The sequence below is a fragment of the Chitinibacter sp. GC72 genome, from assembly GCF_009760905.1.
Classification (GTDB): Bacteria; Pseudomonadota; Gammaproteobacteria; order Burkholderiales; family Chitinibacteraceae; genus Chitinibacter.
Map to the genome: position 1 here is coordinate 1 of NZ_VIRW01000024.1, position 23,971 is coordinate 23,971.

Below are 23,971 nucleotides of genomic sequence, written 5' to 3' on the forward strand. Positions count from 1 at the left end.
TGCATGTGTAAAGCATGCCGCCAGCGTTCAATCTGAGCCAGGATCAAACTCTTTCGTTTAATCACTAAGCTAAATGTACTACTTGGCTTGTACTTCAATACTCAAAGAAAAAAACGAGATGAACAATAAAGTTCGTCTTGTTTTACTTTCTTTTCAATTGAGTGCAAGCACTTGTTTCGACTTACGAATCAAGCACTCACACTCATCGGCTGTAATTTGTTAAAGATCGGTGTGAGACAGAGAGAAACTTGTTTTGTTTCGCTGCGTCATCAGCAGAGAGGCCGAACTATACCCACGGACCTAAAACCCGTCAACACCTATCGACGAAGAAAAGGGAAGAAAGATGCTAAGTGATTGATCGATAAGGAAACGAAGTTTGAAACATTTTGGCAGCGAACGCGAAAATCAAACGGCCAGCACCAGCACAGTACTGAACAACACCAGCAAAAACCGCGCGCAATGGGCAGAAATAGCGACACCGAACGCTCAAACAGTGCAAACACTAAGCCGAACAGCACTCAGCCCGCTGGCGCGGGCTGAGTTTTAGCCTTGCCGAGGCATAAATTCAGCTAATTTTCGCTTCTGCTGACCAGTACTATCGAAATTAGCTTCGTCCAGCCAGGCTTCGTAAGCCACACGTAGAGCCGGCCACTCGTTATCAAGAATAGAAAACCACGCGGTATCACGACTGCGGCCTTTATTCACCGTTGCGTTGCGGAAAATACCTTCAAAGGTAAAGCCTAGTCGCTCGGCTGCACGTTTAGATGGGGCATTCAGATTGTTACATTTCCATTCGTAACGGCGGTAGCCCAATTCAAATGCGTAAGCCATCATCAAAACCATGGCCGCGGTCGCCAGCCTTGTTCTTTGTAGTGCGGGCGAGAAATGCAGCCAGCCTACTTCGATACTGCCCGCTGTTGGATCGATCCGCAGATAACTGGCCAGCCCTAGCGCCTTGCCTGAGCTGGCTTCAATGATGGTGTAGTACTGCGGATCGGCTTGCTGCGCGCGGGCAGCCAATTCGGCCTGAAACTCAGCCAAACTGGCATAGGGGCCCACACTAAAGTAAGTCCACATAGCGCCACTATCGGCGCTGAATGCCTGCCAGAGACTAGCTGCGTGTGCAGCTGCATCCAACGGCTCGAGACGACAGCCCCAGCCGGTCAGCACTTTGGGGCTTGGAAAGCGCGCGCCTTGCCAGTTTTCGACGAGTGGCCCCAGCGGTTGACCGAATTCATTGATATACATATCGCGATTTCCTATTCGCTCATCATCAAATGCGGGCAACCAATGCAGCGCGTACGCCCGCCTGATTTGCGGCGCTTTGATTTTGGCTTTGTTTAAATTTGCCGTATTGCTGCTGGATCTGAATTTCGACGCCGACAATCGCCGCCAACATTTTCTCCAGATAAGGCGCGGGCGCATCGCTGACCAGCCAAGGCCTTGCTTGCCCCTGCTCATGCCGTGTCGTAACCTCGGTCAATAACTGCAATAGCGCCTCACCCGACTCGATCAGCTTTAATTGGCCATGAATTTGCACCGCAGAATAATTCCACGTCGGCACGACCCGCGGATCACGCGCTTTGCTGGGGTAAAAACCGGGCGAAATATACTGGCTGGGCGATTGAAACAGCACCAGCAGCTCAGAGCCTGCCTGCTGCCACAGCGGATTGGCGCGCGCCACATGGCCACGCAATACGCCCAGCTCACTGCCATCGTCATACCAATACAATGGAATCAGATTCGCTTCCAGCCCCGCTGCGCCGCCATGCACGATAGTTGCCAAGGGGAAATCAGCGATCAATTGCAACTCGCTCTGGCGATCAGCTGATTTGAAATGCTTAGGGGTATACATATCAACACGCACACTGGATTGATATTTCAGCCAATACCCCAGGCTCATCGCCCGTTGCCACCGCTAAACCATCTTGTTGCCACCAATGGATACCGCCAATCAGCTCTTTGACCTGAAAGCCCAACTTGGCCATTTTGTAGGCGCCCCAGGTTGAACCATTGCAACCGATGCCGTCGCAATAACATATATATACTTTGCTCCGATCCAGCTCGCGGGTGCTTTCCTCGTTCATCGTGCGATGTGGAAATGAAATCGCCCCCGGAATGTGTGCGGCCTGATAGTGCGCCAGCGAGCGGGTATCAAGCACTACAATCCCCATCTCGCCCGCGACCAAATCAGCCGCTAGATCGGCGGGATCAGTGCGGTATTTTAATTGCTCGGCAAAGAAGGCCTCCGCCGCCTGCGGTATAGCCAAACCGGATGACAAAACTGCGCTCATGATTTCTCTCCTTAAGCTCTTTTCATTCTCTGCAGTTTAGTCGCACAATGGCCTTCTCATGCAGACCAATTCAAACACCAAGGCCAGACCAATGTTGCCCACGCTATTTGCCACCCACGCCCAAGCCGATCTGCCCTTGCATGAGCAATTGGTTCGCACTTTGCGCCATGCGATTCTGGATGGTCATCTGCCGCTGGCTAGTCGCCTGCCGGCAACGCGCACGTTGGCCGCTGATTTGCAGTTGTCGCGCAGTACGGTTGAGCTAGCCTATGCGCGGCTGGAATCCGAAGGCTATTTACAACGCAAAGTCGGTGCGGGCAGCTTTGTGGCGATTGCCGCCCAGCGCCCAACCGCCGCTCCACGCAAAGCAGCCGCCGGATTATCGCAACGCGGGCAGGCGATTGCTGATATGGGCGCGTGCCGTGATGGCGTGAATCCACTCACGCAAACATCTTTTTTCACCGGCCAGCCCGATAGCGGCGCTTTCCCGCGCGAGCTGTGGGGCAAGCTGATGCTGCAGCGCTGGAAAAAAGATGGCGAACAATTGATGCGCTATGGCAATCCGCAAGGGCTGCCCGAACTACGCGCCGCCATTGCCAGCTATCTGGCGCAGTCACGCAATGTGGTATGCGACGCTGGCCAAATTGTGATTTGAGTAGCTCGCAGCAGGCGATCCAACTCACCGCACAATTATTGATCGATGCGGGCGATACGGTCTGGTTGGAAGATCCGGGCTATCTGGGCGCGCGCAATGCGATGGCCAGTGCCGGTGCGGCGATTTGCCCGATTCCGGTGGATGCCGAAGGCATGCAAATCGACGAATATACTGCCACTAAGTACCCCACCCCAAAGCTAATCTATACAACGCCTTCACACCAATACCCCCTGGGCATGGCCATGAGCCTGACACGGCGCATGGCGCTGCTGGAGCAAGCTGCAGCGATGAAGGCGTGGATTATCGAGGACGATTACGATGGCGAGTTTCAATACGAACAGCGACCGCTGCCCTCGCTACAGGGGCTAGATACGCAAGGCCGCGTGATTTATATGGGGACATTTAGCAAGGTGCTGTTTGGCTCTTTGCGTCTCGCCTACCTCGTGCTGCCTCCCGAGCTAGTTACGCCGTTTACGCTGGCGCGCACCGCGTTTGACGGGCATAGCAATCAGCTGATGCAGGCGGTGACGGCCGATTTTATCAACGGCGGCCATTTCGCCAGCCATTTGCGCCAGATGCGCACCTTGTACAAAAGCCGCCGTGATTTGCTGATTGCGCAGCTGGCTGAGCATTGTCCGCAGCTCACGCCGGTGAATACCAGTGGCGGCTTGCAATTTGCGGTGTGGTGCCCGGCGGGCTGCGAAGCAGAATGGACGGCCGCAGGGATCGCACAAGGCCTGCCAATGCGGCCATTGAGCAAGTTTTATCTGGGCGAGCCGCAAGGCGAAGGATTTCTAATGGGGTACTCATCGCTAGGCAATGACACCATTAGGCTACAAGCCTATACCCTTGCCAAAATTATTCATGGCTAATCATTACCTGCGCGGACTGTCGTACGCAGCACGGCCAGATGGAAACGAAAAAGGCGAGCTTTCACACTCGCCTTTGAATACCTAATCAATCGACGCTATTTGATGTTTTTCACAAAACCCAAGCCTTTGCTGCGCAGATTGGCCACCAATGCTTCAACCTCGGCTAGACTGAGCTGCTGATCTTTCAGGTGCAACACCCAATCGACGTCTTCCTGATATTCGCGTAATTCGGTGCTGCGCAAAAAGCCGGGACGACCATCGGGCATCGCAGTATTGCTAAACCAGAGCTGGAAGGCGATGAACATCGGATGATCCGGCTGGGCAATGCCGCTATAGGTTTGCACTAGCTTGCCATCAACGAAGAAACGGATATCGCCATCGGCGACATTCATCACCAAAGTATGCCAACCGGCAAAGCTTTTCACTGTCGAAGCGGCCACATGGTTGAGCGGATCATAGGCGGCGATTTCATATGTACCCGTCCACATCGTTGGTGCATCAATCCCCCAGCCGCCATTGGGCAAGTATTCAAAATCAATCTCGCTATACGGCTCAGCGCCTTCGATATAGCGGGTAATACCGAAGAAGGTTTGGATCACCGAATCGCCATCGGGGCCACGCAGCGGCGCATCGTTAAAGTACATGCGAGCCGCCCAAGTGCCATTGAGGTAAATCGAATCGGCGGTCATCAATTCAACTTGCGAGCTAGTGCCGGCAGTGGCGGCATTGCCAACGATCTGATCGCCACTGATAGTGGTGCTGGCTTTTAGGCGCATCAGTGTATTGCCGCTTTGCTGCGGATCAGCCACAAAGCTGATGTTATTCTGGCTCCACTGACCATTACTCAAGCCGGGGCCGCCATTCCAGCTACGCAGCAACCAGCCGTTATTGCTGAGCTGATTGGTGCTGGTGTAGCTGAAGTCGTCAAACAGCAAGCCGCTACTTGGAATGCTAGGTGTGGGACTTGGAACCAGTGTGGGAACTGGGCTGGCCGTTGGTACAGAAGTTGGAGAGGCCGTTGGTGATGTCGTTGGTGAGGCTGTCGGCGCAACGGTGGGCGTGGCACTCGCTAGCGGCGTCGGCGTCGCGCCATCACAGCGCCCCAGATTTTTCCACGCTCCCCATTGATCATTGGTCGGCGCCGAGTTACTCCACCATTTGGCTTCATAATTGACGCCTTGATAGCTCACACGCAGACCGGCGGTGTAGGCCAAACCCGCCTGCCATGCTGCTAGACAATGACCTAGCGGGGTGCTGGCCACAGGCGTTGCAAGCGGGGTCTGAGTTGCTACGGCAGTGGGTGATGGCGTGGGTTTCGGGCTGGAGGTGGGCGAGCTGCTCGGTGTAGCACTGGGGAGCGGAGTGGCTACATTGCCAGCACTTGGTCCCAGATCGCGCCACAAGGTCGGCGTCGCTAGCGGCGTCCAGCCAGCCCCTAAAAATGCGGTGTGCGTGACCAGAGCCTGATAATCGTGCCCGACGTACGACACGGTGCTGCCGGCGGAATAGGTGATCCCTTCTTGCCAGGCAGGCGCTGCAGCGTGGGCAATCAGCGTTACGCTGGCCATGAAGCCGGCCAGCAAAATATGCGGTGTTTGATGCATGTCTCTTTCCATCCTGTTTTTATAAAGCTTACAGATTTTTATTGCTCTTGCGGCTAAATCGTCGCCTAATCAAACTCGCACTGGCGACGATGCGAACACCTTAAGCGAGATCGGCAGTGGTGAAAATGTCCGAATTTATTGCCGTTTTTGTCTGGATCTCACCTGCCATGTCGATGATTTATCAGGAAATGTTTGATATTGGGCCGCAAACACAGCAAATGAGTGTGGGTGCACGGGTTTATCACCATCCACAATTGCCCGTCCTGGCCGATTACGACATTCTGTTTATGGGTTTGTCCGAAGCGCGCGGCCAGATGCATGTGGAACGGATTGGTGCGCCGTTTCATGTGCTGATCATCGGCGTGGAGGGTCAAGGCGAGATTATTGCTGGCGATGAACGCATCGCCATTGGCCCGAATCAGCTGGCGATTTTGCCTGCGTACAGCCACAGTGGCTTTGAGCGGGCCAGCGAGTTGTGGCGTTGTGCGTGGTTTTTGCTCAACGATGCGCCATGCTGGAATTCGCTGGCGGGCGGATCTGTCAGCGTGCGCTCGGTGCAGCATGCGCATAGCCTGTTTTTTGCCATGTATACGCTCTGCCATGAAGCCAGGCTCAAACAGGAAAGCCTCAGTGGTGAGGCATTGATTCTGGTGCTGGACGTATTAAAGCGCATGCTCGCCAGCGCCGTGAATAGCGATGATCTGGCCAGCCGCCTGCGCACGCTGTTTAGCGGCATCCGTTTTGCGCCAGCGCAAGCGTGGCGAGTCGAGCAATTGGCCGAGCAATACGGCGTGAGCACCGCGCATTTCCATCGGCTATGCCTGAAAAATCTGGGTGCAACCCCCTTGCAGCTGATTATTGAACAACGCATGCTGCGAGCCCGTGAATTACTGTCCAGCGGACGGTATTCGGTAAGCGAAGTGGCCAGCGCGGTCGGGTATGAAGAGGTGGCCAGTTTTTCCCGCCGCTACCGCGCTCACTTTGGCAGCGGCGCCGGAGAGGCTCGCAAGAAGACCGCCAAACTACCGTAATCCAGTTTCAGCGCTGCCCCTCACCACCTCTACGGCAATACCCCATGTCGGTTTTTCCTAATAGCTGGGCTATGGCGTGACGCCGACAATCAGCTGATCAAATAGCAAAAGCACATTGGGAGACGGCAATGCAGGACTTGGTCAATCTGATTAACGCTTATGTCTGGAGCCCGGCACTGATTTATCTGTGCCTGGGCGTGGGCGTGTATTTTTCAATTCGTACCCGCTTTATGCAGGTACGCCATCTGCGCGAAATGTTTCGCCTGATGTTTGACGGCAAAGCATCGAGCGAAGGCGTTTCCTCGTTTCAGGCGCTGACCATGACGCTGTCGGGCCGCGTGGGGATCGGCAATATCGCCGGTGTGGCCACTGCCATCGCTTTTGGCGGGCCAGGCGCGTTGTTCTGGATGTGGATGATGGCCTTTCTGGGCGCCAGCACCTCGTATGTGGAGTGCACTTTAGGGCAGATTTACAAAGAGCGCGTCGATGGCCAATTCCGTGGCGGCCCGGCTTACTACATTGAGCGTGGTTTGAAAATGCGCTGGTACGCCATTGCTTTTGCGCTGGCCACCATTCTGGGTTGTGGCCTGTTGCTGCCGGGCATGCAGGCCAACGGGATTGCCAGCGGTTTGCAAAACGCTTTTGGCGTCCCGCCCGAAACCACAGCACTGGGCGTAGTGATTGCACTAGGCCTGATTGTCTTTGGCGGCGTCAAACGCATAGCGCGCTTTGCCGAAATCATCGTGCCATTTATGGCACTGGGCTACATCCTGATGGCCTGCGTGGTGATCGCGCTCAATATCAGCCTACTGCCCGAAGTGCTGCGCCTGATTATCAGCTCGGCGCTGAGCTTTGACGCCGGATTTGGCGCAATGATCGGTATGGCGATCATGTGGGGTGTAAAACGTGGCGTGTATTCCAACGAAGCCGGCCAAGGCTCAGGCCCGCATGCTGCGGCGGCAGCCGAAGTGAGCCATCCAGCCAAACAAGGTATCGTGCAGGCATTTGCCGTCTATGTAGACACGCTGTTTGTCTGCTCGGCCACGGCGTTCATGATCCTAATTACCGGCAAGTACAATGTGGCCGATCCGAATCAGGCCGGCAGTTTCCTGTTTAACGGCTTGCCCAATATGGAAGCCGGTACGGGCTACACGCAATCGGCGGTGGAGAGTATTTTCCCCGGCTTTGGCGCGATGTTTGTTGGCGTAGCGCTGCTGTTTTTTGCCTTTACCACCATCATTGCCTACTACTACATTGCCGAGACTAACGTGGCTTATCTGCTGCGCAACCGTCGTGGCAGCGGCACCGCGCTATTTCTGCTCAAATTCATGCTGCTTGCTACCGTGGTCTACGGTGCGGTGCGCAGCTCGGATCTGGCCTGGGGCTTGGGCGATATCGGGGTAGGTTTGATGGCCTGGCTCAATATCATTGCCATCCTGTTGCTGCAAAAACCGGCGCTTAAAGCGCTGAACGATTACGAGGCACAACAGGCACAAGGGCTGGAGCCGGATTTTGATCCGGTCAAACTGGGCATTGCCGATGCCGACTTCTGGGTAGAACGCAAAGCGCAATTGCCTGAAGCCGATCACCGCAAGTAAACACATTGATATAACAACGGGGCGAAAGCCCCGTTGTTTTACTAAATGATAAACCCCACTCGCAAAGCGAGGCTCCCCTCAAGGAGGGGACGGGAGAGGTGGGAATAAAACATCAAGGCTGCAGATTCAAGGCCTTATTGCTGAGGCTCGGCTTTGCCGAGACTTGAAAATCACAGACTCTCACTTTACTTGCAGCCTGACAATTGGCGAAAGCCACCTTGTTTTATTCTGCCAAGCCCACTTTGGCTTTCTCAGGAGCGCGCCAGATTTTGTAGCGCAGCTCGACATCATTAGGCACATACACCACCACTGGCAATTTGCTGTTGTAGCGGATCAAGTCATCGTCGGAATAGACCGGCACAAATTTACGGCTGCTGGTGCCCACCGGGCAAGCCATCATCGTAGTCGGGCCCGGGCCGACTTTTTCTACTTTCCAGTAGTTATATCCCCAGCCTTTGACGGTTTCTTCATCAATTTCACCGCGCAAACCGCGTGTATTGCAATCGGCGTCGATCACCTTGCCCGGTATCAGCTGTACGCGGTACAAATCTGGATTTTTAACTGGCGGCAGCTTGATCACAATACGCTGATAGCCCGGTTCCGCAGCCGGAAAAGCCTTGAGTGGGTCAGTCTTGGCGTGCACAGCTGTGCTGGCTAGCGCGGTCATGGCGAGGGTACACGCGGTCAATGCTAGGGTTTTGATCATACTTTTCTTCATTGCGACTGTTCTCCATGGTGCTGGGCTTCCCGCTGGCGGGAATCGGGTTTATCAATCCAAACAATGACTCCAGCATAAACCGGTTGGCGATCTGCCCCTATGCACTATTGCCGCTCGATCACGTCAATTAATTACACGGCAGGTAAACGATCAACCACCTGATTACGACCATGGGTTTTGGCAAAGTAGAGCAAACTATCAATCCGCTGGAAAAAGTCGGCCAATGACTCGCCGTTTTGCCATTGCGTCACGCCCACGCTAATAGTGATCGGGCGAACCGTGGGTAGATCAAAATGATGGCTGGCCACGCTCAAGCGCAGGCGCTCGGCCAGATCAACGGCGTGCAGCAGATCGCAATCATCCAGAATGAGAATAAATTCTTCTCCGCCCCAGCGCGCCAGAATATCGGAGGCGCGCGGCGCAGCATTACGCAGCAGCTGGGCAAACTCCTGCAAGACCTTATCGCCTGCCGCGTGGCCAAATTCGTCATTCACCTGCTTGAACAGGTCAATATCGACAAACACACCCGAAATCGCCCGTGGCCGCCGCGCCAGCTCGTTCAGCTTGTGTGCCAGCACCACTTCAAAAGCCTGCCGGTTGTGCAGCTGGGTGAGCGCATCGGTTGTCGCCACTCTTTCCAGTTTGCGCTGGTTGCGATTAATGCTGTAGAGCGCCAGCGCAATCACCATCAGCGTCACCAGCGCCGAAATCACCAGATTGAGCAGCAGAACGCGCTGCACGGGGCGCAGGATTTCGGTTTCGTTCTGCTCCACAATCAGATACCAGCCCAGCTCGGGGATATAGCGCGAATTAACCTGAATATCCTGCCCCTGATGACGGTAGCTGAGCTGCGTGGGTGTGGTGCTGCGGTTGATAATCTGCCCGGCAATCTCGCTCAGCCCCGGCTGGGAATGGATCGCCCCGCGAGACTGCTTGCTCTGCCCGGTGAGCACCACCTCGCCCTTGGCATTGACAAAATAAATCTGCCGCGCAAAACGCCGCTCGTAGCTTTGCAAGAGTTTCGACATGGTATCGAGCGTAATACCCACGCCAATCGCGCCAATAAACCGATCCTGATAATCGAGCACGCGGTAGTTGATAAAAATGGTCATCTTGTCGCGGTGCGCCAGATCGGGATCAACATTGGTTTCAAACAGCTGGCTCATTTGCCGCACGCGGAAATACCAGGCATCGCGCGGCTCCTGCTCACTCACGTCTTTGAGCACCCCGCCAGCGTGGTAGTAATGTCGGCTGCGCTCGGAGACCAGAAAGCTGGTCAGCGTGCCATTTTTGGTTTTCACTTCCTTGAGGTAGCGCACAATCTGGCTCACATCGCGCTCGCCATCCAGAATCCAGTCACGAACAAAGGTGTCGTGCGCCATCTGCGACGAAATAAACACCGGACGCAGCATGTCTTTCTGAATTTCGGAATAAATATTGTCGCCCGTCAGCGGCAGCGCATTGCTGACAATGCCGAGATGAATCTCTTCACGCGAAACCCAGTAACTGGCCAGACTCGTCGTCAAAAAACCCAGCACCAGCAAGGTCGCCACCAGCAGCAAAAGATGCAAACGTTTGGGAATCAGTTTCACGCCATTCTCGGTCAGTCATTTAAGGCCTGATTATCCGTAGCCTGCTGTCAGATGCAAAGCCGGAAATGGCACGCATGGACAGTTGCGCGACAGACTCAAGCTTGCATTGAACATACATAGCGCAGGTACATCTTTGAGAGCCAATTTATAAATAAGCCACAGAGATATACCCAGCAGCTACAGCAAAGCCACCGCCTTCACCTGCGCCCACACGGCTTGCCCGACCGCCAATTGCAGCCGCGACTGTGACAGCGCGGTAATTTGCGCCGTCAACGTCACGCCATGCGCTGACATTTGCACCAGCACATGCGCCGGATGCGTCGTCGGCAATAGCGCGGTAATCCGCGCGGGGAGGCGATTGACAATGCTGCTATGCGTTTCGTCCGTAGTAGCGATGCTGATATCGCGCGCCATAATCCGCAGCCTTTGCGTCTGGCCAAGCTGATGCTGCTTGCTGGGCACCCATAGTTGACCGTCACTGCCATCACACCCAAAAGCCAAACGGGTTAAATGAAAATCGGCATTGAGCTCGACCACGCGGGTATCCAGAATCGTCGAGCGCTCGTCGGCAAATTGCGCGGGCAAATCCGGCCGTGCCAGTGTGCTGGCCAGCTCACCCTGTGCAATCACCCGCCCAGCACTCATCAGCACCAGATAATCGGCCAGCTGGCTGACTTCATCCATGGCATGGGTCACATACACCATAGGGATATTGAGCTCACGATTAAGCTGAGCCAGGTACGGTAGCAACTCAGCCTTGCGCGGCGCATCGAGCGCGGCCAGCGGCTCATCGAGCAGCAAAAGTGTAGGGGACGCCAGCAGCGCGCGCGCAATCGCTACCCTTTGCTGCTCGCCACCTGATAATTGCGCCGGTTTGCGCGACAACAGCGCCGCAATACCCAGCAAGTCCAGCGCCTGCTGATAGCTCACCCGCCGCTGCGACTCTGGCGTGCGTTTCAGCCCAAATTGAAGATTTTTCGCCACTGATAAATGCGCAAACAAACTCGGCTGCTGAAACACCATACCGACGCCGCGCAGATGCGGCGGCACACAAATTGTCTCGTCCTGCCACAACTCACCGGCGATATTCACCACGCCGCGCACACGCGGCTCCAACCCCGCAATCGCGCGCAACACCGTCGTTTTGCCACAACCCGAAGGGCCAAACAATACCGATACACCGTTGGCGGGTAGCGCTAAATCAACGTCGAGTGAGAAGTCGCCGAGTTGGGCACTCAATATTGCATTGTTCAGTTTGAGATCAACTGTCATTTATTATTCGGGATAACAGTAGAGGCAACTGTCTTTGACGGCGGCGTATTTTCTATCTTCAATGCTGAAACTTGTGAGCTGTTTACCTCACTAGACTTTTTTTCTCCTGAATTTTTAAAGACCAATGGATATAAGCTAATTGCGAAAGCGAAAAATGAAATGACTATTGAAATAATGGCTAAAGAATTAACAATCCAAAATTTCTTTTTCCCTTCCTGCAATCCTGCGAGAACTGAGGTCAATAAAGCAAAATTGATACACTTAGTGTCTTGACCAACTTTCAGTGCAAAGAAATGCACTTTGATGCCATCGTCATACGTGTAGCCGTATTTTTTCTCTAGATGGTAATACAACCGCCCAAAGACTATGTCGGGATCTGTAGATAGCTTTTTAGCGATCAATTTACAATCTATTGGCACATACATTTTTGCTGAACGAATTGTTGGATCACCATCATGAGCAGGAAATTGATCACTATATGAATCAAAAATTGCCTGCAATATTTTTAGATCCGACGGAATTTTCATCAAATATCCTTTTCGGAAAATTAAGCCAAGTGCGCTTGTACTTGCTGCTGCAACTCCGTCGGCGTCACATCAACCGACACCGCCGAAATCGACGACCAATTCACTCCGGCGAGCAAGCCATCGCGCTCCATGCCGGGCAGCATTTGCTGCGTGAAAACATCCCACGCAATTGCTACCGGTTCAAAGCCTTTGAACGACGGTACGTTGGCGATTTCTTCTTCGGCGCGCGCTTTACTCGACCAGAATGGCATCGCGCGTTTGCCTTTGCCGCCGATGGGTGCGGGGAAACCGACGTCGTCTTTAATGCTCCAGATGGTTTGGGTCTGGGCGATTTCGCGGTAAAAATTGGCCACTTCGATTTCAACTGTACTCATTGCTTTTTCCAAATTAAATTGATCGCACCGGCTTATTTAATACATGCAGTGCGAGTAAGACGATAAAACTAAACACCAGCATCGCCAGCGCCAAGGCATGTGCTTGGGTGTATTGCAGCGCTTCGACATGATCATAAATCTGCACCGACACCACCCGCGTTTCGTGCGGGATATTACCGCCTATCATCAGCACCACGCCAAATTCACCAACGGTATGTGCAAAGCTCATCACCGCGGCGGTGATGATACCGGGTCTGGCCAGCGGCAACACCACACTAAAAAACGTATCGCGCGGCGAGGCGCGCAAGGTGGCGGCCACTTCCAGCGGTCGCGCGCCGATGGCGGCAAACGCCTGTTGCAGGGGCTGCACCGCAAACGGCAGCGAATAAAGAATCGAGGCGAGCACCAGCCCCCAGAACGTAAACGGCAACAAGCCCAGCCCCAAGGCTTGCGTAAGTTGCCCCAAACCGCCGTTCGGCCCCAGTGCGATCAGTAAATAAAAGCCGATCACCGTGGGCGGCAGCACCAGCGGCAAAGTCACCACGGCACCGATCACCTTCGCCCACCAGCCCTGATTACGCGCCAGCCACCACGCCAGCGGTGTGGCCAGCAGCAGCAAGATGGTGGTGGTGGTCGCGGCCAGCTTGATTGTCAGGTAAATCGCGGCCAAGTCGTCTGCATTGAGCATGATTACTGGTACCCATAGCGGCGGATAATCTGCTGGGCGGGCGCGGATTTCAGATAGTGCAAAAAGGCCGTCGCGGCGGCGTTGCCCTGCCCCGGATTCAGCAATACCGCATCCTGCCGGATAGGCTGATGATACTGTGCAGGCACCAGCCAGCCCTGCCCCAGCTTGAACTGGCCATCAAGCATCACCAGCGAGGCGGCGATCAGGCCGTACTGGGCGTTGCCGCTGGCAACAAACTGCTGCGCCTGCGCGATATTTTCGCCATACACCAGTTTGTTTTTTAAGCGGCCGTACACGCCTTGCGCCTGCAGATATGCCACCGCCGCACGGCCATACGGCGCAACGTTGGGGTTGGCGAGCGCCAGCTTATTGAAGATGCCGGATTTCAGGGTATTTTTATCAGGGGTATTACCTGCTGCACTCCACAAGACAAGGCGTCCAGTCGCATACGTGAACAGGGTATTTTTAATGGCCAATCCCGTCGCAACCAACTTGCCCGGCGCTTCATCATCCGCCGCCAGAAAGACGTCAAATGGCGCACCATGGCTGATTTGCGCAAACAGCTTGCCAGTCGCTCCGCTACTGACCTGCAACTGATGACCGCTGCGCTTGGCAAAATCAGCGGCCAGTACATTGAGTGGTGCAACAAAATTAGAAGCCGCCGCCACCTTCACCGTGGCTGCAGAGGCGGGCATGCTCAGGCACCAGGCCACACTCAAAACCAGCACTCTGAACATCCGTTTCTCCCCAGTTTTAATCGTGATTTACCAAGCCCCAAACTATACCGTGTCGCGCGTCTGCCAGCATGCCTCTAAAGAAGTAGCCTGACGCCCGCCGCCCGTCAGTGGTATTAGCGCAAACACCGGATAAGGCCTTTGCAATTCCAAATGCATACAGCTATCACAGAGAATGCTTACTAAATTCAAACAGGTAAGTTACACAAATAAATCAACAAAGGTGATACCGATGCAGCTCTCAATCAAATCGCGCTTGATCTACACCATCGCCTTTCTGGCTTTGTTGCTGATCGGCATTGGCGCTCTGGGCATTTACAGCCTGAATAAAACGAATAATTCGATCAAAACCGTCTACGAAGACCGGGTGATTCCACTGCAACAGCTTAAAATCATCGCCGACGCGTACGCCGTCAGCGTGATTGATGCCGTCAACAAAGCCAATGCCGGGCTGGTTGACGCCGAAACCACGCTTAAGGAAGTATCCAGTGCCAATAGCCTGATCCACAGCGAATGGGATAAATATCAGTCCACCACACTCACCGCCGAAGAGCAGCAGCTCTCCAGTCATGCGCTAACGCTGTTTCAACATGCAGATGCCGAAATTGCCAAACTGGAAAGCTATTTGAAAAGCCGGCAAGGCAATATTCAAGGCGAGCTGATTGCCTTCGACGGCCCACTGTATGCCAGCATTGACCCCATCGGCGGGAAAATTGGCGAGCTGATTAATCTGCAGCTGGCGGTGGCCAAAACCGAATTTAATAACTCGCAAACCACCTTTGAATCAGTGCGCACGCTGTCGATTGGTCTGATCCTGCTGGGGCTGGCGCTGGCCGCGCTATCCGGTGTGCTACTGATTCGCGCCATCTCCAACCCGCTGTCACGCGCGGTAGCGATTGCACAGAATATCGCGCAGGGACGGCTGGATAATCAGATCGAGATTCATAGCCGCGATGAAACCGGCCAGCTGATGCTGGCCATGCAGCAGATGCAAAGTGCCATTGAAGACTTTGTCCGCGCCCAGCAAAGCATGGCCGGCCAGCATGCCGCCGGGATGATGAGCGCGCGGCTGGATGCTCGCCAGTATCCCGGCAAATTTGGCGAGATGGCTGCTCAGGTCAACACGCTGGTGGACGATCATATCCGTGTTATCGAGACCACGATTGACGTGATCGGCCAGTATTCGCAGGGCAATTTCACGCCGGATATGCCCGCCCTGCCCGGTGAAAAAGCCAAAATCACCCAGTCGATTGCCGAAGTTAAACGCGCCTTGATGGCCATCAGCAGCGACATCCAGCGGCTGGCCGAGGGCGGTGCCAACGGTGACTTTAGCCCGCGTTGCGATGCCAGCCAGTATCAATTCATGTTCAAAGCCATGCTGGAAAACCTCAATCAGCTGATTATCACTTGCGATGTGGGTTTTAACGACGTGCTGCGCGTGTCCGAAGCACTGGCACAAGGCGATTTAAGCCAGAGCATCAGCAAGGATTACCCTGGCCTATTTGGCCGCACCAAAACCGGCGTCAACGCCACGGTGGGCGCACTCAATACGATTATTAATGAAGTCAACGCCATGGTCAGCGCGGCCGCCGAGCGCGGCGACTTCAGTACGCGGCTCAATACTGCCGACAAAAAAGGCTTTTCGCTCAGTCTGGCCGAGCGGCTGAATGAATTGTCCCGCATTACCGACACCGGCCTGCGCGACGTGATGCGCGTCGCGCAGGCGCTGGCCGATGGCGATCTGACACAGAAAATCACCCAGTACTATCCGGGGCTGTTTGGCGAAACCAGCGATGCGGTCAATACCACGGTGGACAATCTGCAGCATCTGGTGGGCGAGATTCAGCAGGCCGGCATTACGATCCAGCAAGCGGTGGGCGAAATCGCCCAAGGCAACGCCGATTTGTCGCGCCGCACCGAATCACAAGCCGCCAATCTGGAAGAAACCGCAGCCAGCACCGAGGAGCTGACCGGCACCGTGCGCCAGAACGCCGATAACGCTAAAGAAGCCAATCAGCTGGCGCATGCGTCGGCCCAAGTGACACAGGATGGCGGCGTAATGGTGCGGCAGGTCGTACAGACCATGGGCGCGATTCAGGAATCGTCGCGCAAGATTGTCGACATCATCGGCGTGATCGACAGCATTGCCTTCCAGACCAATATTCTGGCGCTGAATGCGGCGGTGGAAGCCGCGCGCGCTGGCGAGCAAGGCCGTGGCTTTGCCGTGGTGGCCTCCGAAGTACGCAATCTGGCGCAGCGCTCAGCCGTGGCCGCCAAAGAAATCAAGGTCTTGATCAGCGATTCGGTGGCGCAGGTTGACCACGGCAGCCAGCAAGCCAATCAGGCCGGCACGACGATGGCGCAAGTGGAATCGAGCATCGAACGCGTGCGCATTCTGATCGGCGAAATCGCTAACGCGTCCATCGAGCAAAGCGCGGGCATTGCGCAGGTGAATCAGGCGGTGACGCATATGGACGAAGTGACGCAGCAAAACGCCGCGCTGGTGGAAGAAGCCGCCGCCGCTGCCGAATCGCTGCAAGAGCAGGCCAAAGCGCTATCGGCGGCGGTGAGTGTCTTCAAACTGAGCGAGGCTACGCCCAGTGGTATTCAAGCCATTTTAAGCAAAGCAGCCCGACCGGATGCCGAAATGCCCCGATTGCTGGCGATGCAATAAATACCACCCAGTGGTATTTATCCATAAGCATTATTTATTAAAGTCTGCATCAATATACCCCTTGCCAACATCCCGGCAAGGGGTTTTTCTTTGCCCACCAGCTTTAGCCACTGCCAATGCCGCGCTCGGGGAAGATGACCGCCTGATGACCCTTTTTGCGACAAAGTGGTATTAAGCTATCTTGCATCTCGACTTACACCATCAAGGTATATCGCTACAGCACATATCTATCAATCGCTTCAAGCCCATACCCCGTGAGTATTGCTCGCCGTGTTAGCCAGCCTACAAGACTGGTCTGCATTAGGGAAATCCTCAAGTCTTGGCTGTATGACAAATGCAATAAGCTGCGCTCTCCCCATCACGCGATACTTATAAAACCGGCGCAAACGGTGCAATGGGGAATTTACCTTACCAAAAATGGATGGAGATCCTGAAATGAAATTCACACGCAGCTCATTGCTGGCGGCTGGCGCCCTTGCGTCCATGGCCATCGGCGCACACGCCAGCACGGTAGACCGGATTGTCGTCAAGCTCAAAGCATCGCCGATGATGCGCAGCATGAACGCCGAAGATCTGGGACAAACGCTCAAAGAAGCCGCCCAGGGCAAAGCACAGCACAGCTTTACCATGGCCGACGGCGAATCTCACGTTCTGCAGCTACCCAAAGGCCTGTCTGGCGCCGAGCTGAACGCTTATCTGCAAAAGCTGCAGGCATCAGGCCAGTTTGAAGCGGTTGAAGCCGACGTCTGGATGTACCCGATGGGCGTCACCCAGCCAACAGACAGCCTGTGGAATTCACTCTGGGGCATGCAGCAAGTAGTGCCGGGCAGCAGCTACGGTGCTGATTTTATCGGTGCGTGGGAATTTGCCACTGGCGAGGGCATCGTGGTGGGCGTGGTAGACACCGGCTCGGTACCGCATGCTGATCTGGGCCAGCTCAGCCCGTACAGCGGCAACTATGTCTCCGCGGGTTACACCTTTATCAGCGATTGCTACCGCGCCGCAACGTGCGACTGGACCACTGGCTCGCGCACAATCAAGCCGATTCCAAGCGGTCTGGATCAGGGCGATTGGTGCACCAGCAGCGATGTGAGCAACCAGATTTGCCAGCGTACCGGCAGCAGCTCTTTCCACGGCTCGCACGTAGCGGGCACGATTGCCGCGCTGGGCTACAACGGCGTTGGCGTAATCGGCGGCGCTTACAATGCCCGCATTCTGCCCGTGCGCGCACTGGGTAAAGGCGGCGGCTCTGCCGTTGATATTGCCGATGCCATCCGTTGGGCGGCCGGTGTTCACCCCAGCATTCCCAACCCGAATCCGGCCAAAGTCATCAATATGAGTCTGGGCGGCGGCTCCAGCACTTGCCCAAGCTTCTACCAGTCGGCCATCAACGACGCGAGCAATGCCGGTGCGATTGTGGTCGTGGCCGCAGGCAATGAAAACCAGGACGCCAGCAAAGTCTCGCCCGCCAATTGCGCCAATGTGATTACCGTGGCTGCCACGGGCAAAGCCGGTGAAAAAGCCAGCTATTCGAATTATGGCAGCAAAGTCACGCTGGCCGCACCGGGCGGCAATGGCAGCACACGCATTACCTCCACCGTGAATCTAAGCGCCGATCGCGTGGATTTGTCGGCCAATGGTGCGGGCTACAAAGGCATGAACGGCACATCAATGGCCACTCCCCATGTGGCCGCTGCAGTCGCGCTGATGCTCAGTGCCAACCCGAAACTGAAATATAACGACGTGGTCAGCCTGCTGCGCCAATCGGCCACGGCGTTCCCGACCTCTGGCGGCTGCAGCACCAGCAACTGCGGCTCGGGAATTCTGAATGCAGCAGCGGCTGTGCGTCTGGCTAAGCAATCAGCGGGCGACAACACCGAGCCCAATCCAACGCCCACGCCAGTGATCACCCCAACCCCGACGCCACCCGTAGTAACGCCAACGCCAGCCCCGGTTATTACTCCGACACCCGCACCAGTCACCGGCTGCCATGTCGCCTGGCTTGAAGGCAAAACCTTTGCCGCCGGTGATCTGGTGACCTACGCAGGCCGCAACTACCGCGCCACCAGCACGCACACCGCGCATATCGGTGCCAACTGGAACCCGAAATCAACGCCCACCCTATGGCAGGACATCGGCGCGTGTACCGGCGGGAATGCAACCCCTGCACCAACCAGCAGCCCGGTGATTACGCCCAAGCCAACGGCCACGCCAGTGATTACACCTGCCCCTACGCTGGCGCCAACACTGGCACCGACGGCGGCACCAAGCGCCAGCCCATCTTGCCCGGCCTGGTCGGCCAGCACGATTTACACGGCAGGCCAATGCGTCAGCTTCAACGGCCAGACCTTCGCCGCCAAATGGTGGACACGCGGCGAGCAGCCGGGCGCAGCCCAGTGGGGCCCTTGGGCACCGCAGGCTAATCCGGCAGTCAAACGCAAGTAATGCGGTGTATTTAACTCGCATTTAAACCCCAAGCCCCCGCTCTGGCGGGGGCCAGACTGTTTTGCCGGAGACATACCATGCTGAAAAACTGCATCGAATCGTTGAAAAAATTTGCTCTGCTGCTCAGTTGCTGCGCCATCAGCGCCTGCGTCACTGCGGGTAACAGCAATACACTCCCCGGCTCACCCAAAGCCGCCCTGATCGAACGCGTGATTGTGCAATTAAAATCGCCCACCGATCCGGCCAGCCAGATTACCCAGCTCGCCGAACGTTACCAGCTGGGCATGGCCTACGAGCGCGATATGGGCAGCCAATTTTATGTCGCCACGCTCAAACCAGCGCTCAGCAATGACCATCTGCAACCCTATCTGGCCCAAATCGCCCAGGACCCTGCGGTCGCCAGCATCGAAGCCGATCTGCCGATGCACACCATGCCCGTCCAGTAAGCGACAGCCATTACCCCGCCATCACGCAAAGGCGGCTGCGGGATTCAAATCATCAATTATGGGTATATTGCTACAGACCAATCAATCAATAATCTACAGCCGTATACCCATCAGAAATCCATCAAGCTCGACTACCTGATAAAGTCAGTTGAGCACATCCGCTTTGCCGTCGAGACACTAGCCCGAGACCAGCCGCGCGGATCAATCAACAGCCGCATCAGCCCAGCGTGCATATTGGCGCGTTTATTCAATCTTTTTCGTTTCCTGCTGCGTATGCTGCCCTTATCCGGTTTGAATATCCAAGGTGGCAAAGTGGCGAAAACCATTCTCATCACAGGCGGAACGCGAGGCATAGGGCGTGCGTTGGCCGAGCAATATCTGGCACGGGGCTTTGCAGTGATCGCAACAGGCAGCACCCCACGCAGCGTCGATCAAGCCCGCACGGCACTGCCACAGATTGACTGGCAGGTTTGCGATTTGCGCGAGCAGGCCGATCTGGCCGCCTTGTGCCAGCATATTGGTCGGCGAGCGCTGGATCGGGTGGTGCACAATGCAGGGGTTCAGCAGGCGCGCAACTGGTTCTCGCCCGGGGGCGAAGCGATCAGTATTGAAGACGAAACCCGAATCAACTTTACTGCGCCGGTTTTGCTGACCCGGGCGCTATTCGACAATGTGCATAGCGCACATGGGCGCTGGATTTTTATCACGTCAGGGCTGGCAATCGCCCCCAAACAAAGCGCGGCAGTGTACTGCGCCAACAAGGCGGCGCTGCGCGTTTTTTGCAAATCACTCAACGGGCAAATCGCGGTGACCGGCAGCCCAATCAAAGTGTGCGAAGCGATTCTGCCACTGGTTGATACGGCCATGACGCAAGGCAGAGGGCGGGGCAAAATCAGCCCGGAGCAGGCGGCCGCAGAAATCATTCGCGGCGCAGAGCGTGGCCTGGCCGAAATTTACGTCGGCAAAGTCCGCTGGCTGATGCGCTTGCGAGCGTTCTGGCCTAATGGGGCTGAAAATCTGATGATCAGGCACTAAACCGGACATGCGCAAACAGCGCCATCAGGGCTCGCGACTATTGGCCTGGCTAGAACAGCATGGACGGCATCCGGCGGCGATTCCGGCACTGGCCGCGCTTTCGGTTGGCGACTACTTTTTTCCGGCCTTGCCAGGCCAAAGCTCGGTGATCGTGCTCAGTCTCTTGCAGGCTAGGCGACAAACTGCGATTGTGCTGGCCTTCGCCATCGCCGCAGCAATCGGTGCGATACTCCTGATTGCGCTCAGCAGCGGTGTGCTCGCCATGCTTGCGCAACTGCCACTTAGCCTGCCCGCCACCCCGCTCTGGCTCACTGGGCAACAGCTGCTGCAAACACATGGCATACTGGCGCTGGCCGTACTCTCGATCTGGCCCGCGCCACCTCGCAGCCTGATTGTGCTGGGAGTGATGTCGGGGCTGAACGAGGCGGCCATCGTGCTCGCGGTGTTGATCGGCAAACTGATCTGGTTTAGTGCGCTCACCACGCTGATCATCAAAGCCCCTGCCCGCCTGCTGCGTCTGCCATTCGTGGGAAAAAAGCTGGCACGATGGATTGCCAACCCTGATACCCGGATCGAACAATGACTGCCCCCGCCGCCATGCAGGCTGATTTTGCCAGCCGCACCATGTTGCAGATTATTAGCGCGGGGCTTGATTTGTTGACGCTGCCTGCCTCAATCCCGCTGGGCCGTGCGACCCACGAGCGGATTCCCCTCGCGAGCAAGCAGGCCTTACTGCAGCAAATCCACCGTGATTACGGTTTGCCTGCCCTGCTGCGCGTGGGCGCAGGCGTGAAGCAGCTGGCTAACTCACCGATCGGCATCGCTCTATTGCAGGGCAGTACGCCCGAAACCTTGTTGGGCAAATGGCAGCGCCTCGAAAAATACGTCCACAGCCGGCATTACACCCGTTGCGAGTTAAGTCATCAGCAAGCCTGGATTAGCCATCACGCCCGCAGCGGACCACCGCCGAGTCTGGAAGAAGATTTGCTGATTCTCGGTGTGCTGTGCGCGCTACTACACCAGCTAGGCCTGCGTGAAATTCGGCTGAGCACCAGCGGGCAAGCTGATCAGGCGGTGTATGTGTATCCAGCGCAGACGGTCAATGCCTCCGCCCTGGTGGCGAGCGCCAACTGGTATCTACACTGGACGACGGGCTGCATCCAGCCCGAAGCAGCAGATGCAAGGCCTGCTCAGGCGCAGTCGGTGATCGAACGCACCAAGGCGATCATGCGCCAACTGGGCTTGCTCAATCTGACACTGGGCCAGGTGGCGCAAGCGCAGGGGCTGTCCTCGCGTTCGCTCCAGCGTCAGCTGCAGCACAGCGGCGCTGATTTTTCCTCGCTACTGCAAAGCGTTCGCGTTCAGGCCGCCAGTGAGCTGCTGCTTGCATCGACGACCATCAGTACCGCCGAAATCGGTTTTGTGTGCGGCTTTGCCGATCAGGCGCATTTTTCCCGGCTATTCAAACAATGGGCCGGCATGACACCCGGTGAATTTCGCCAATTCAAAACCCCATCCGCCACGGGGCAGCACTAAACCAAATCGAAGCGGATTACTCAGAGGGTATTACCTTGTTAGTCGCAATCATAATGGCACACAGCAAGATACCACCCCCACCTATCCATTGCCAGAATGACAGGTGCTCGCCCAGAATCAGCGCGGCCAGCAGCACGCTGACCACCGGCTCCAGCGTAGACAGCGTTGAGGCTTCGCTGGCGGATAGATAATCGAGCCCGGCCAAAAAGGCAAAAATCGCCACCACGGTGGAAACCAGCGCAATGGCCAGACAGGCCAGCCAGCTGTTGGCGCTAACCGGCCAGCTTGGGCTATGCCAGAGCGTCGTCAGCCACAAGCTGGCCGCTGCCGAGATCATCACCACCGTCGCTGCTGGCAAAGCCCCGGCGATGGGGGTCAGGCGGCTGCCGAGCAGAATGTAGCCCGAATAAATCAGCGCCGCGAGCAAACCAAACATCACACCCAGCGCCTGCCCGCCTGCCGGGCCAATCGTCAGCAGCAGGCTGACCGAGGCCAGCACCAGCGCAACAATTGTGCGGCGTGAGAGTTTTTCTTTCAGCCACCATGCACACACCAGCGTTACCAGCACCGGATAGACATACAGCAGCAAAGCCGCCAGCGCAGCCGAGCCATATTGCAGCGCCGAAAAATAACAAAAAGCCTGGCCGACATAACCCAAGCCGCCCATCGCCATCAAACCGAGCAACACCCGCCCGCGCGGCCATGGCACACGGCGCAGCAACATCACCGCCGCCATCACCAGCGCCGCCACGCTAAAGCGGATCAGCAGCAAGCCCTGGGTATTAACTCCGCCAGCCCCATCTTCGCCCAAAGCCCAGACGCCAAAAATCGGCATCCAGCCAAAGGCGATAGCAGAAATCACAATCAGCAAGAGGCCGGTACGGCGCTGTGCAGTCATTATTTACACTCTCTCGCGCAGTAGATAATCAATCGCCGCCACAATGGTGGCCAGCTGGGCGCGATTGCATTGCTCCGGCGTGGCCTGCGGGCTATCGGGATAAACCTCGGTGGTCGTGACATAGCGGGCAGCGCTCATCCCGCCACACAGCCCCAATTGACGCTTGGGATAGTTGATCACGCCATGCTGCTGCAGCGGCTCACCAATCAGGCAGCCGTGCTCGTCAGGCTGCGCAATCGGCGTGACCTGCGCAACGGCCTGAATCAGCGCGCGCTGAAATTGCGGCTCGGCGCGCTCGGTGTCGCCCACCAGATAAAATCCGTCCGGAATCTCATGCCAGTCAAACGCCACACCGTCCCGCGCGGCCTTGGCCGGGCCAAACTCGCTATTATCGGTATCGGTGGTCTCGTGCAGATCAATATGCAGATCAACGTGTGGCGCATACTCGGCCACACAAGCCATCGCCGCAGCCGCCTCCTGCGCCGGGCTGGCGGAATAGAAATGCCGGTTTGGATCGAGCGTCAGCGGATTCCAGCGATTAATGGTTTCATAAGCCCACGGGCTGATGCACGGCAGCACCAGCAGATTAAGCCGCTCGCTGCAGGCCTCAAAAGCCTCGGCAATAAATTGCAAAGCGCCATGGACGCCGCTAGTCTCGTACCCATGAACGCCACCGGTAATCAACGCAGTTGGGCGCTGGGGCTGCCACACGCGGCTGCGCACCGCAAACAATGGATAGCGCGGCAAACCCAGGCTTTGATAATCCAGCTCGCCATATTGCACCAGCACCCCAGCTGTGGGCATGCTCGCTTGCAAACGCGAAACAACCTCATCCGCGTAGCTGCGCCGAATCTGCTGACGGCTCAACCACTGCGCCTGCTCGGCTGCCGACCAGGGTTGAGCGGGTATACCAATCGGATAAAGAGTGTGTGGCTGCATCATGCCCCCGGAAAAGAAAGGCCACTATATCACTGCAAA

At 56.2% G+C, this 23,971-nt stretch carries 24 protein-coding genes; 11 read left to right on the forward strand and 13 right to left on the reverse strand.

Going from position 1 to position 23,971, the window contains the following annotated elements; translation table 11 throughout:
• The first annotated feature begins 376 nt into the window (after nt 1–376).
• Nucleotides 377–547 (forward strand): hypothetical protein, encoded by a 171-nt coding sequence (locus tag FLS37_RS14650; protein ID WP_157670721.1) that lies wholly within the window; start codon nt 377–379, stop codon nt 545–547.
• On the opposite strand, the gene FLS37_RS14655 is transcribed toward FLS37_RS14650, so the two are convergent.
• Genes FLS37_RS14655 through FLS37_RS14665 form a run of 3 tightly spaced genes read right to left on the reverse strand, consistent with a single transcriptional unit; the run spans nt 544 to nt 2,294 of the window.
• On the reverse strand, nt 544–1,248 hold the full coding sequence (locus FLS37_RS14655) for a GNAT family N-acetyltransferase (protein ID WP_157670722.1): 705 nt from the start codon (nt 1,246–1,248) through the stop codon (nt 544–546). The genes FLS37_RS14650 and FLS37_RS14655 overlap by 4 nt on opposite strands.
• A gap of 25 nt (nt 1,249–1,273) precedes the next feature.
• The gene (locus tag FLS37_RS14660) at nt 1,274–1,903 is read right to left on the reverse strand and encodes an FMN-binding negative transcriptional regulator (protein ID WP_232522634.1); all 630 of its coding nucleotides are present in this window, start codon (nt 1,901–1,903) and stop codon (nt 1,274–1,276) included.
• Nucleotides 1,857–2,294 carry a rhodanese-like domain-containing protein gene (locus FLS37_RS14665; protein ID WP_157670724.1) on the reverse strand — a complete coding sequence of 146 codons (438 nt, stop codon included), beginning with the start codon at nt 2,292–2,294 and terminating at the stop codon, nt 1,857–1,859. The genes FLS37_RS14660 and FLS37_RS14665 overlap by 47 nt, the downstream gene beginning before the upstream one ends.
• 58 nt (nt 2,295–2,352) lie before the next feature.
• On the opposite strand from FLS37_RS14665, the gene FLS37_RS16790 reads away from it, so the two are divergent.
• Both FLS37_RS16790 and FLS37_RS16795 read left to right on the forward strand, forming a co-directional pair.
• The gene (locus tag FLS37_RS16790) at nt 2,353–2,949 is read left to right on the forward strand and encodes a GntR family transcriptional regulator (RefSeq protein ID WP_198314659.1); all 597 of its coding nucleotides are present in this window, start codon (nt 2,353–2,355) and stop codon (nt 2,947–2,949) included.
• Entirely contained in the window at nt 2,922–3,821 is a 900-nt protein-coding gene (locus tag FLS37_RS16795) for a PLP-dependent aminotransferase family protein (RefSeq protein ID WP_198314660.1), read from the forward strand. The genes FLS37_RS16790 and FLS37_RS16795 overlap by 28 nt, the downstream gene beginning before the upstream one ends.
• Nucleotides 3,822–3,916: 95 nt before the next feature.
• Here the strand turns inward: FLS37_RS16795 and FLS37_RS14675 are convergent, their stop codons facing one another.
• Nucleotides 3,917–5,425: a carbohydrate-binding protein gene (locus tag FLS37_RS14675; RefSeq protein ID WP_198314661.1), complete on the reverse strand. Its 1,509-nt coding sequence runs from the start codon at nt 5,423–5,425 to the stop codon at nt 3,917–3,919.
• Between the two features lie 125 nt (nt 5,426–5,550).
• Here FLS37_RS14675 and FLS37_RS14680 point away from each other — a divergent pair, with 125 nt between their 5' ends.
• Together FLS37_RS14680 and FLS37_RS14685 are read left to right on the forward strand one after the other, a co-directional pair.
• Complete coding sequence (locus FLS37_RS14680; protein WP_157670726.1) at nt 5,551–6,456, forward strand: AraC family transcriptional regulator; 906 nt, start codon at nt 5,551–5,553, stop codon at nt 6,454–6,456.
• 128 nt (nt 6,457–6,584) lie between these two features.
• Nucleotides 6,585–8,054 (forward strand): sodium:alanine symporter family protein, encoded by a 1,470-nt coding sequence (locus FLS37_RS14685; protein WP_157670727.1) that lies wholly within the window; start codon nt 6,585–6,587, stop codon nt 8,052–8,054.
• A 223-nt stretch (nt 8,055–8,277) separates the two neighbouring features.
• Here FLS37_RS14685 and eco read toward each other — a convergent pair whose 3' ends face one another.
• From eco to modA, 7 genes are all read right to left on the reverse strand, one after another.
• Nucleotides 8,278–8,760 carry a serine protease inhibitor ecotin gene (eco, locus tag FLS37_RS14690; RefSeq protein ID WP_157670728.1) on the reverse strand — a complete coding sequence of 161 codons (483 nt, stop codon included), beginning with the start codon at nt 8,758–8,760 and terminating at the stop codon, nt 8,278–8,280.
• 143 nt (nt 8,761–8,903) lie between these two features.
• Nucleotides 8,904–10,364, reverse strand: a complete 1,461-nt coding sequence (locus FLS37_RS14695) for a diguanylate cyclase (RefSeq protein WP_157670729.1) — start codon at nt 10,362–10,364, stop codon at nt 8,904–8,906.
• Nucleotides 10,365–10,541: 177 nt separating this feature from the next.
• Nucleotides 10,542–11,636, reverse strand: coding sequence for a molybdenum ABC transporter ATP-binding protein (gene modC / locus FLS37_RS14700; protein WP_157670730.1), 1,095 nt, complete (start codon nt 11,634–11,636; stop codon nt 10,542–10,544).
• Nucleotides 11,633–12,163 carry a hypothetical protein gene (locus tag FLS37_RS14705; protein ID WP_198314662.1) on the reverse strand — a complete coding sequence of 177 codons (531 nt, stop codon included), beginning with the start codon at nt 12,161–12,163 and terminating at the stop codon, nt 11,633–11,635. Before FLS37_RS14705 ends, modC begins: the two co-directional genes overlap by 4 nt.
• Before the next feature lie 20 nt (nt 12,164–12,183).
• Complete coding sequence (locus tag FLS37_RS14710) at nt 12,184–12,537, reverse strand: DUF2750 domain-containing protein (protein ID WP_157670731.1); 354 nt, start codon at nt 12,535–12,537, stop codon at nt 12,184–12,186.
• A 13-nt stretch (nt 12,538–12,550) separates the two neighbouring features.
• Complete coding sequence (gene modB, locus FLS37_RS14715; RefSeq protein WP_198314663.1) at nt 12,551–13,225, reverse strand: molybdate ABC transporter permease subunit; 675 nt, start codon at nt 13,223–13,225, stop codon at nt 12,551–12,553.
• Nucleotides 13,226–13,227: 2 nt separating this feature from the next.
• The gene (gene modA, locus FLS37_RS14720; RefSeq protein ID WP_198314664.1) at nt 13,228–13,920 is read right to left on the reverse strand and encodes a molybdate ABC transporter substrate-binding protein; all 693 of its coding nucleotides are present in this window, start codon (nt 13,918–13,920) and stop codon (nt 13,228–13,230) included.
• Between the two features lie 271 nt (nt 13,921–14,191).
• Between modA and FLS37_RS17055 the strand changes: the two genes are divergently transcribed.
• The 6 genes from FLS37_RS17055 to FLS37_RS14750 all read left to right on the forward strand — a co-directional run bounded on the left by FLS37_RS17055 (nt 14,192) and on the right by FLS37_RS14750 (nt 22,095).
• Nucleotides 14,192–16,633 (forward strand): methyl-accepting chemotaxis protein, encoded by a 2,442-nt coding sequence (locus FLS37_RS17055; RefSeq protein WP_198314665.1) that lies wholly within the window; start codon nt 14,192–14,194, stop codon nt 16,631–16,633.
• Nucleotides 16,634–17,068: 435 nt separating this feature from the next.
• Nucleotides 17,069–19,078 carry a S8 family serine peptidase gene (locus FLS37_RS14730; RefSeq protein ID WP_198314666.1) on the forward strand — a complete coding sequence of 670 codons (2,010 nt, stop codon included), beginning with the start codon at nt 17,069–17,071 and terminating at the stop codon, nt 19,076–19,078.
• Between the two features lie 77 nt (nt 19,079–19,155).
• Entirely contained in the window at nt 19,156–19,524 is a 369-nt protein-coding gene (locus FLS37_RS14735; RefSeq protein ID WP_157670735.1) for a hypothetical protein, read from the forward strand.
• Nucleotides 19,525–19,836: 312 nt separating this feature from the next.
• Nucleotides 19,837–20,559 carry an SDR family NAD(P)-dependent oxidoreductase gene (locus tag FLS37_RS14740; RefSeq protein WP_157670736.1) on the forward strand — a complete coding sequence of 241 codons (723 nt, stop codon included), beginning with the start codon at nt 19,837–19,839 and terminating at the stop codon, nt 20,557–20,559.
• Between the two features lie 7 nt (nt 20,560–20,566).
• Complete coding sequence (locus FLS37_RS14745) at nt 20,567–21,142, forward strand: hypothetical protein (protein WP_157670737.1); 576 nt, start codon at nt 20,567–20,569, stop codon at nt 21,140–21,142.
• On the forward strand, nt 21,139–22,095 hold the full coding sequence (locus tag FLS37_RS14750) for a response regulator transcription factor (RefSeq protein ID WP_157670738.1): 957 nt from the start codon (nt 21,139–21,141) through the stop codon (nt 22,093–22,095). Before FLS37_RS14745 ends, FLS37_RS14750 begins: the two co-directional genes overlap by 4 nt.
• 16 nt (nt 22,096–22,111) lie before the next feature.
• Here FLS37_RS14750 and FLS37_RS14755 read toward each other — a convergent pair whose 3' ends face one another.
• Both FLS37_RS14755 and FLS37_RS14760 read right to left on the reverse strand, forming a co-directional pair.
• Complete coding sequence (locus tag FLS37_RS14755; RefSeq protein WP_157670739.1) at nt 22,112–22,993, reverse strand: DMT family transporter; 882 nt, start codon at nt 22,991–22,993, stop codon at nt 22,112–22,114.
• Nucleotides 22,994–22,996: 3 nt separating this feature from the next.
• Nucleotides 22,997–23,935: a succinylglutamate desuccinylase/aspartoacylase family protein gene (locus FLS37_RS14760; RefSeq protein WP_198314667.1), complete on the reverse strand. Its 939-nt coding sequence runs from the start codon at nt 23,933–23,935 to the stop codon at nt 22,997–22,999.
• Nucleotides 23,936–23,971 lie beyond the last annotated feature (36 nt).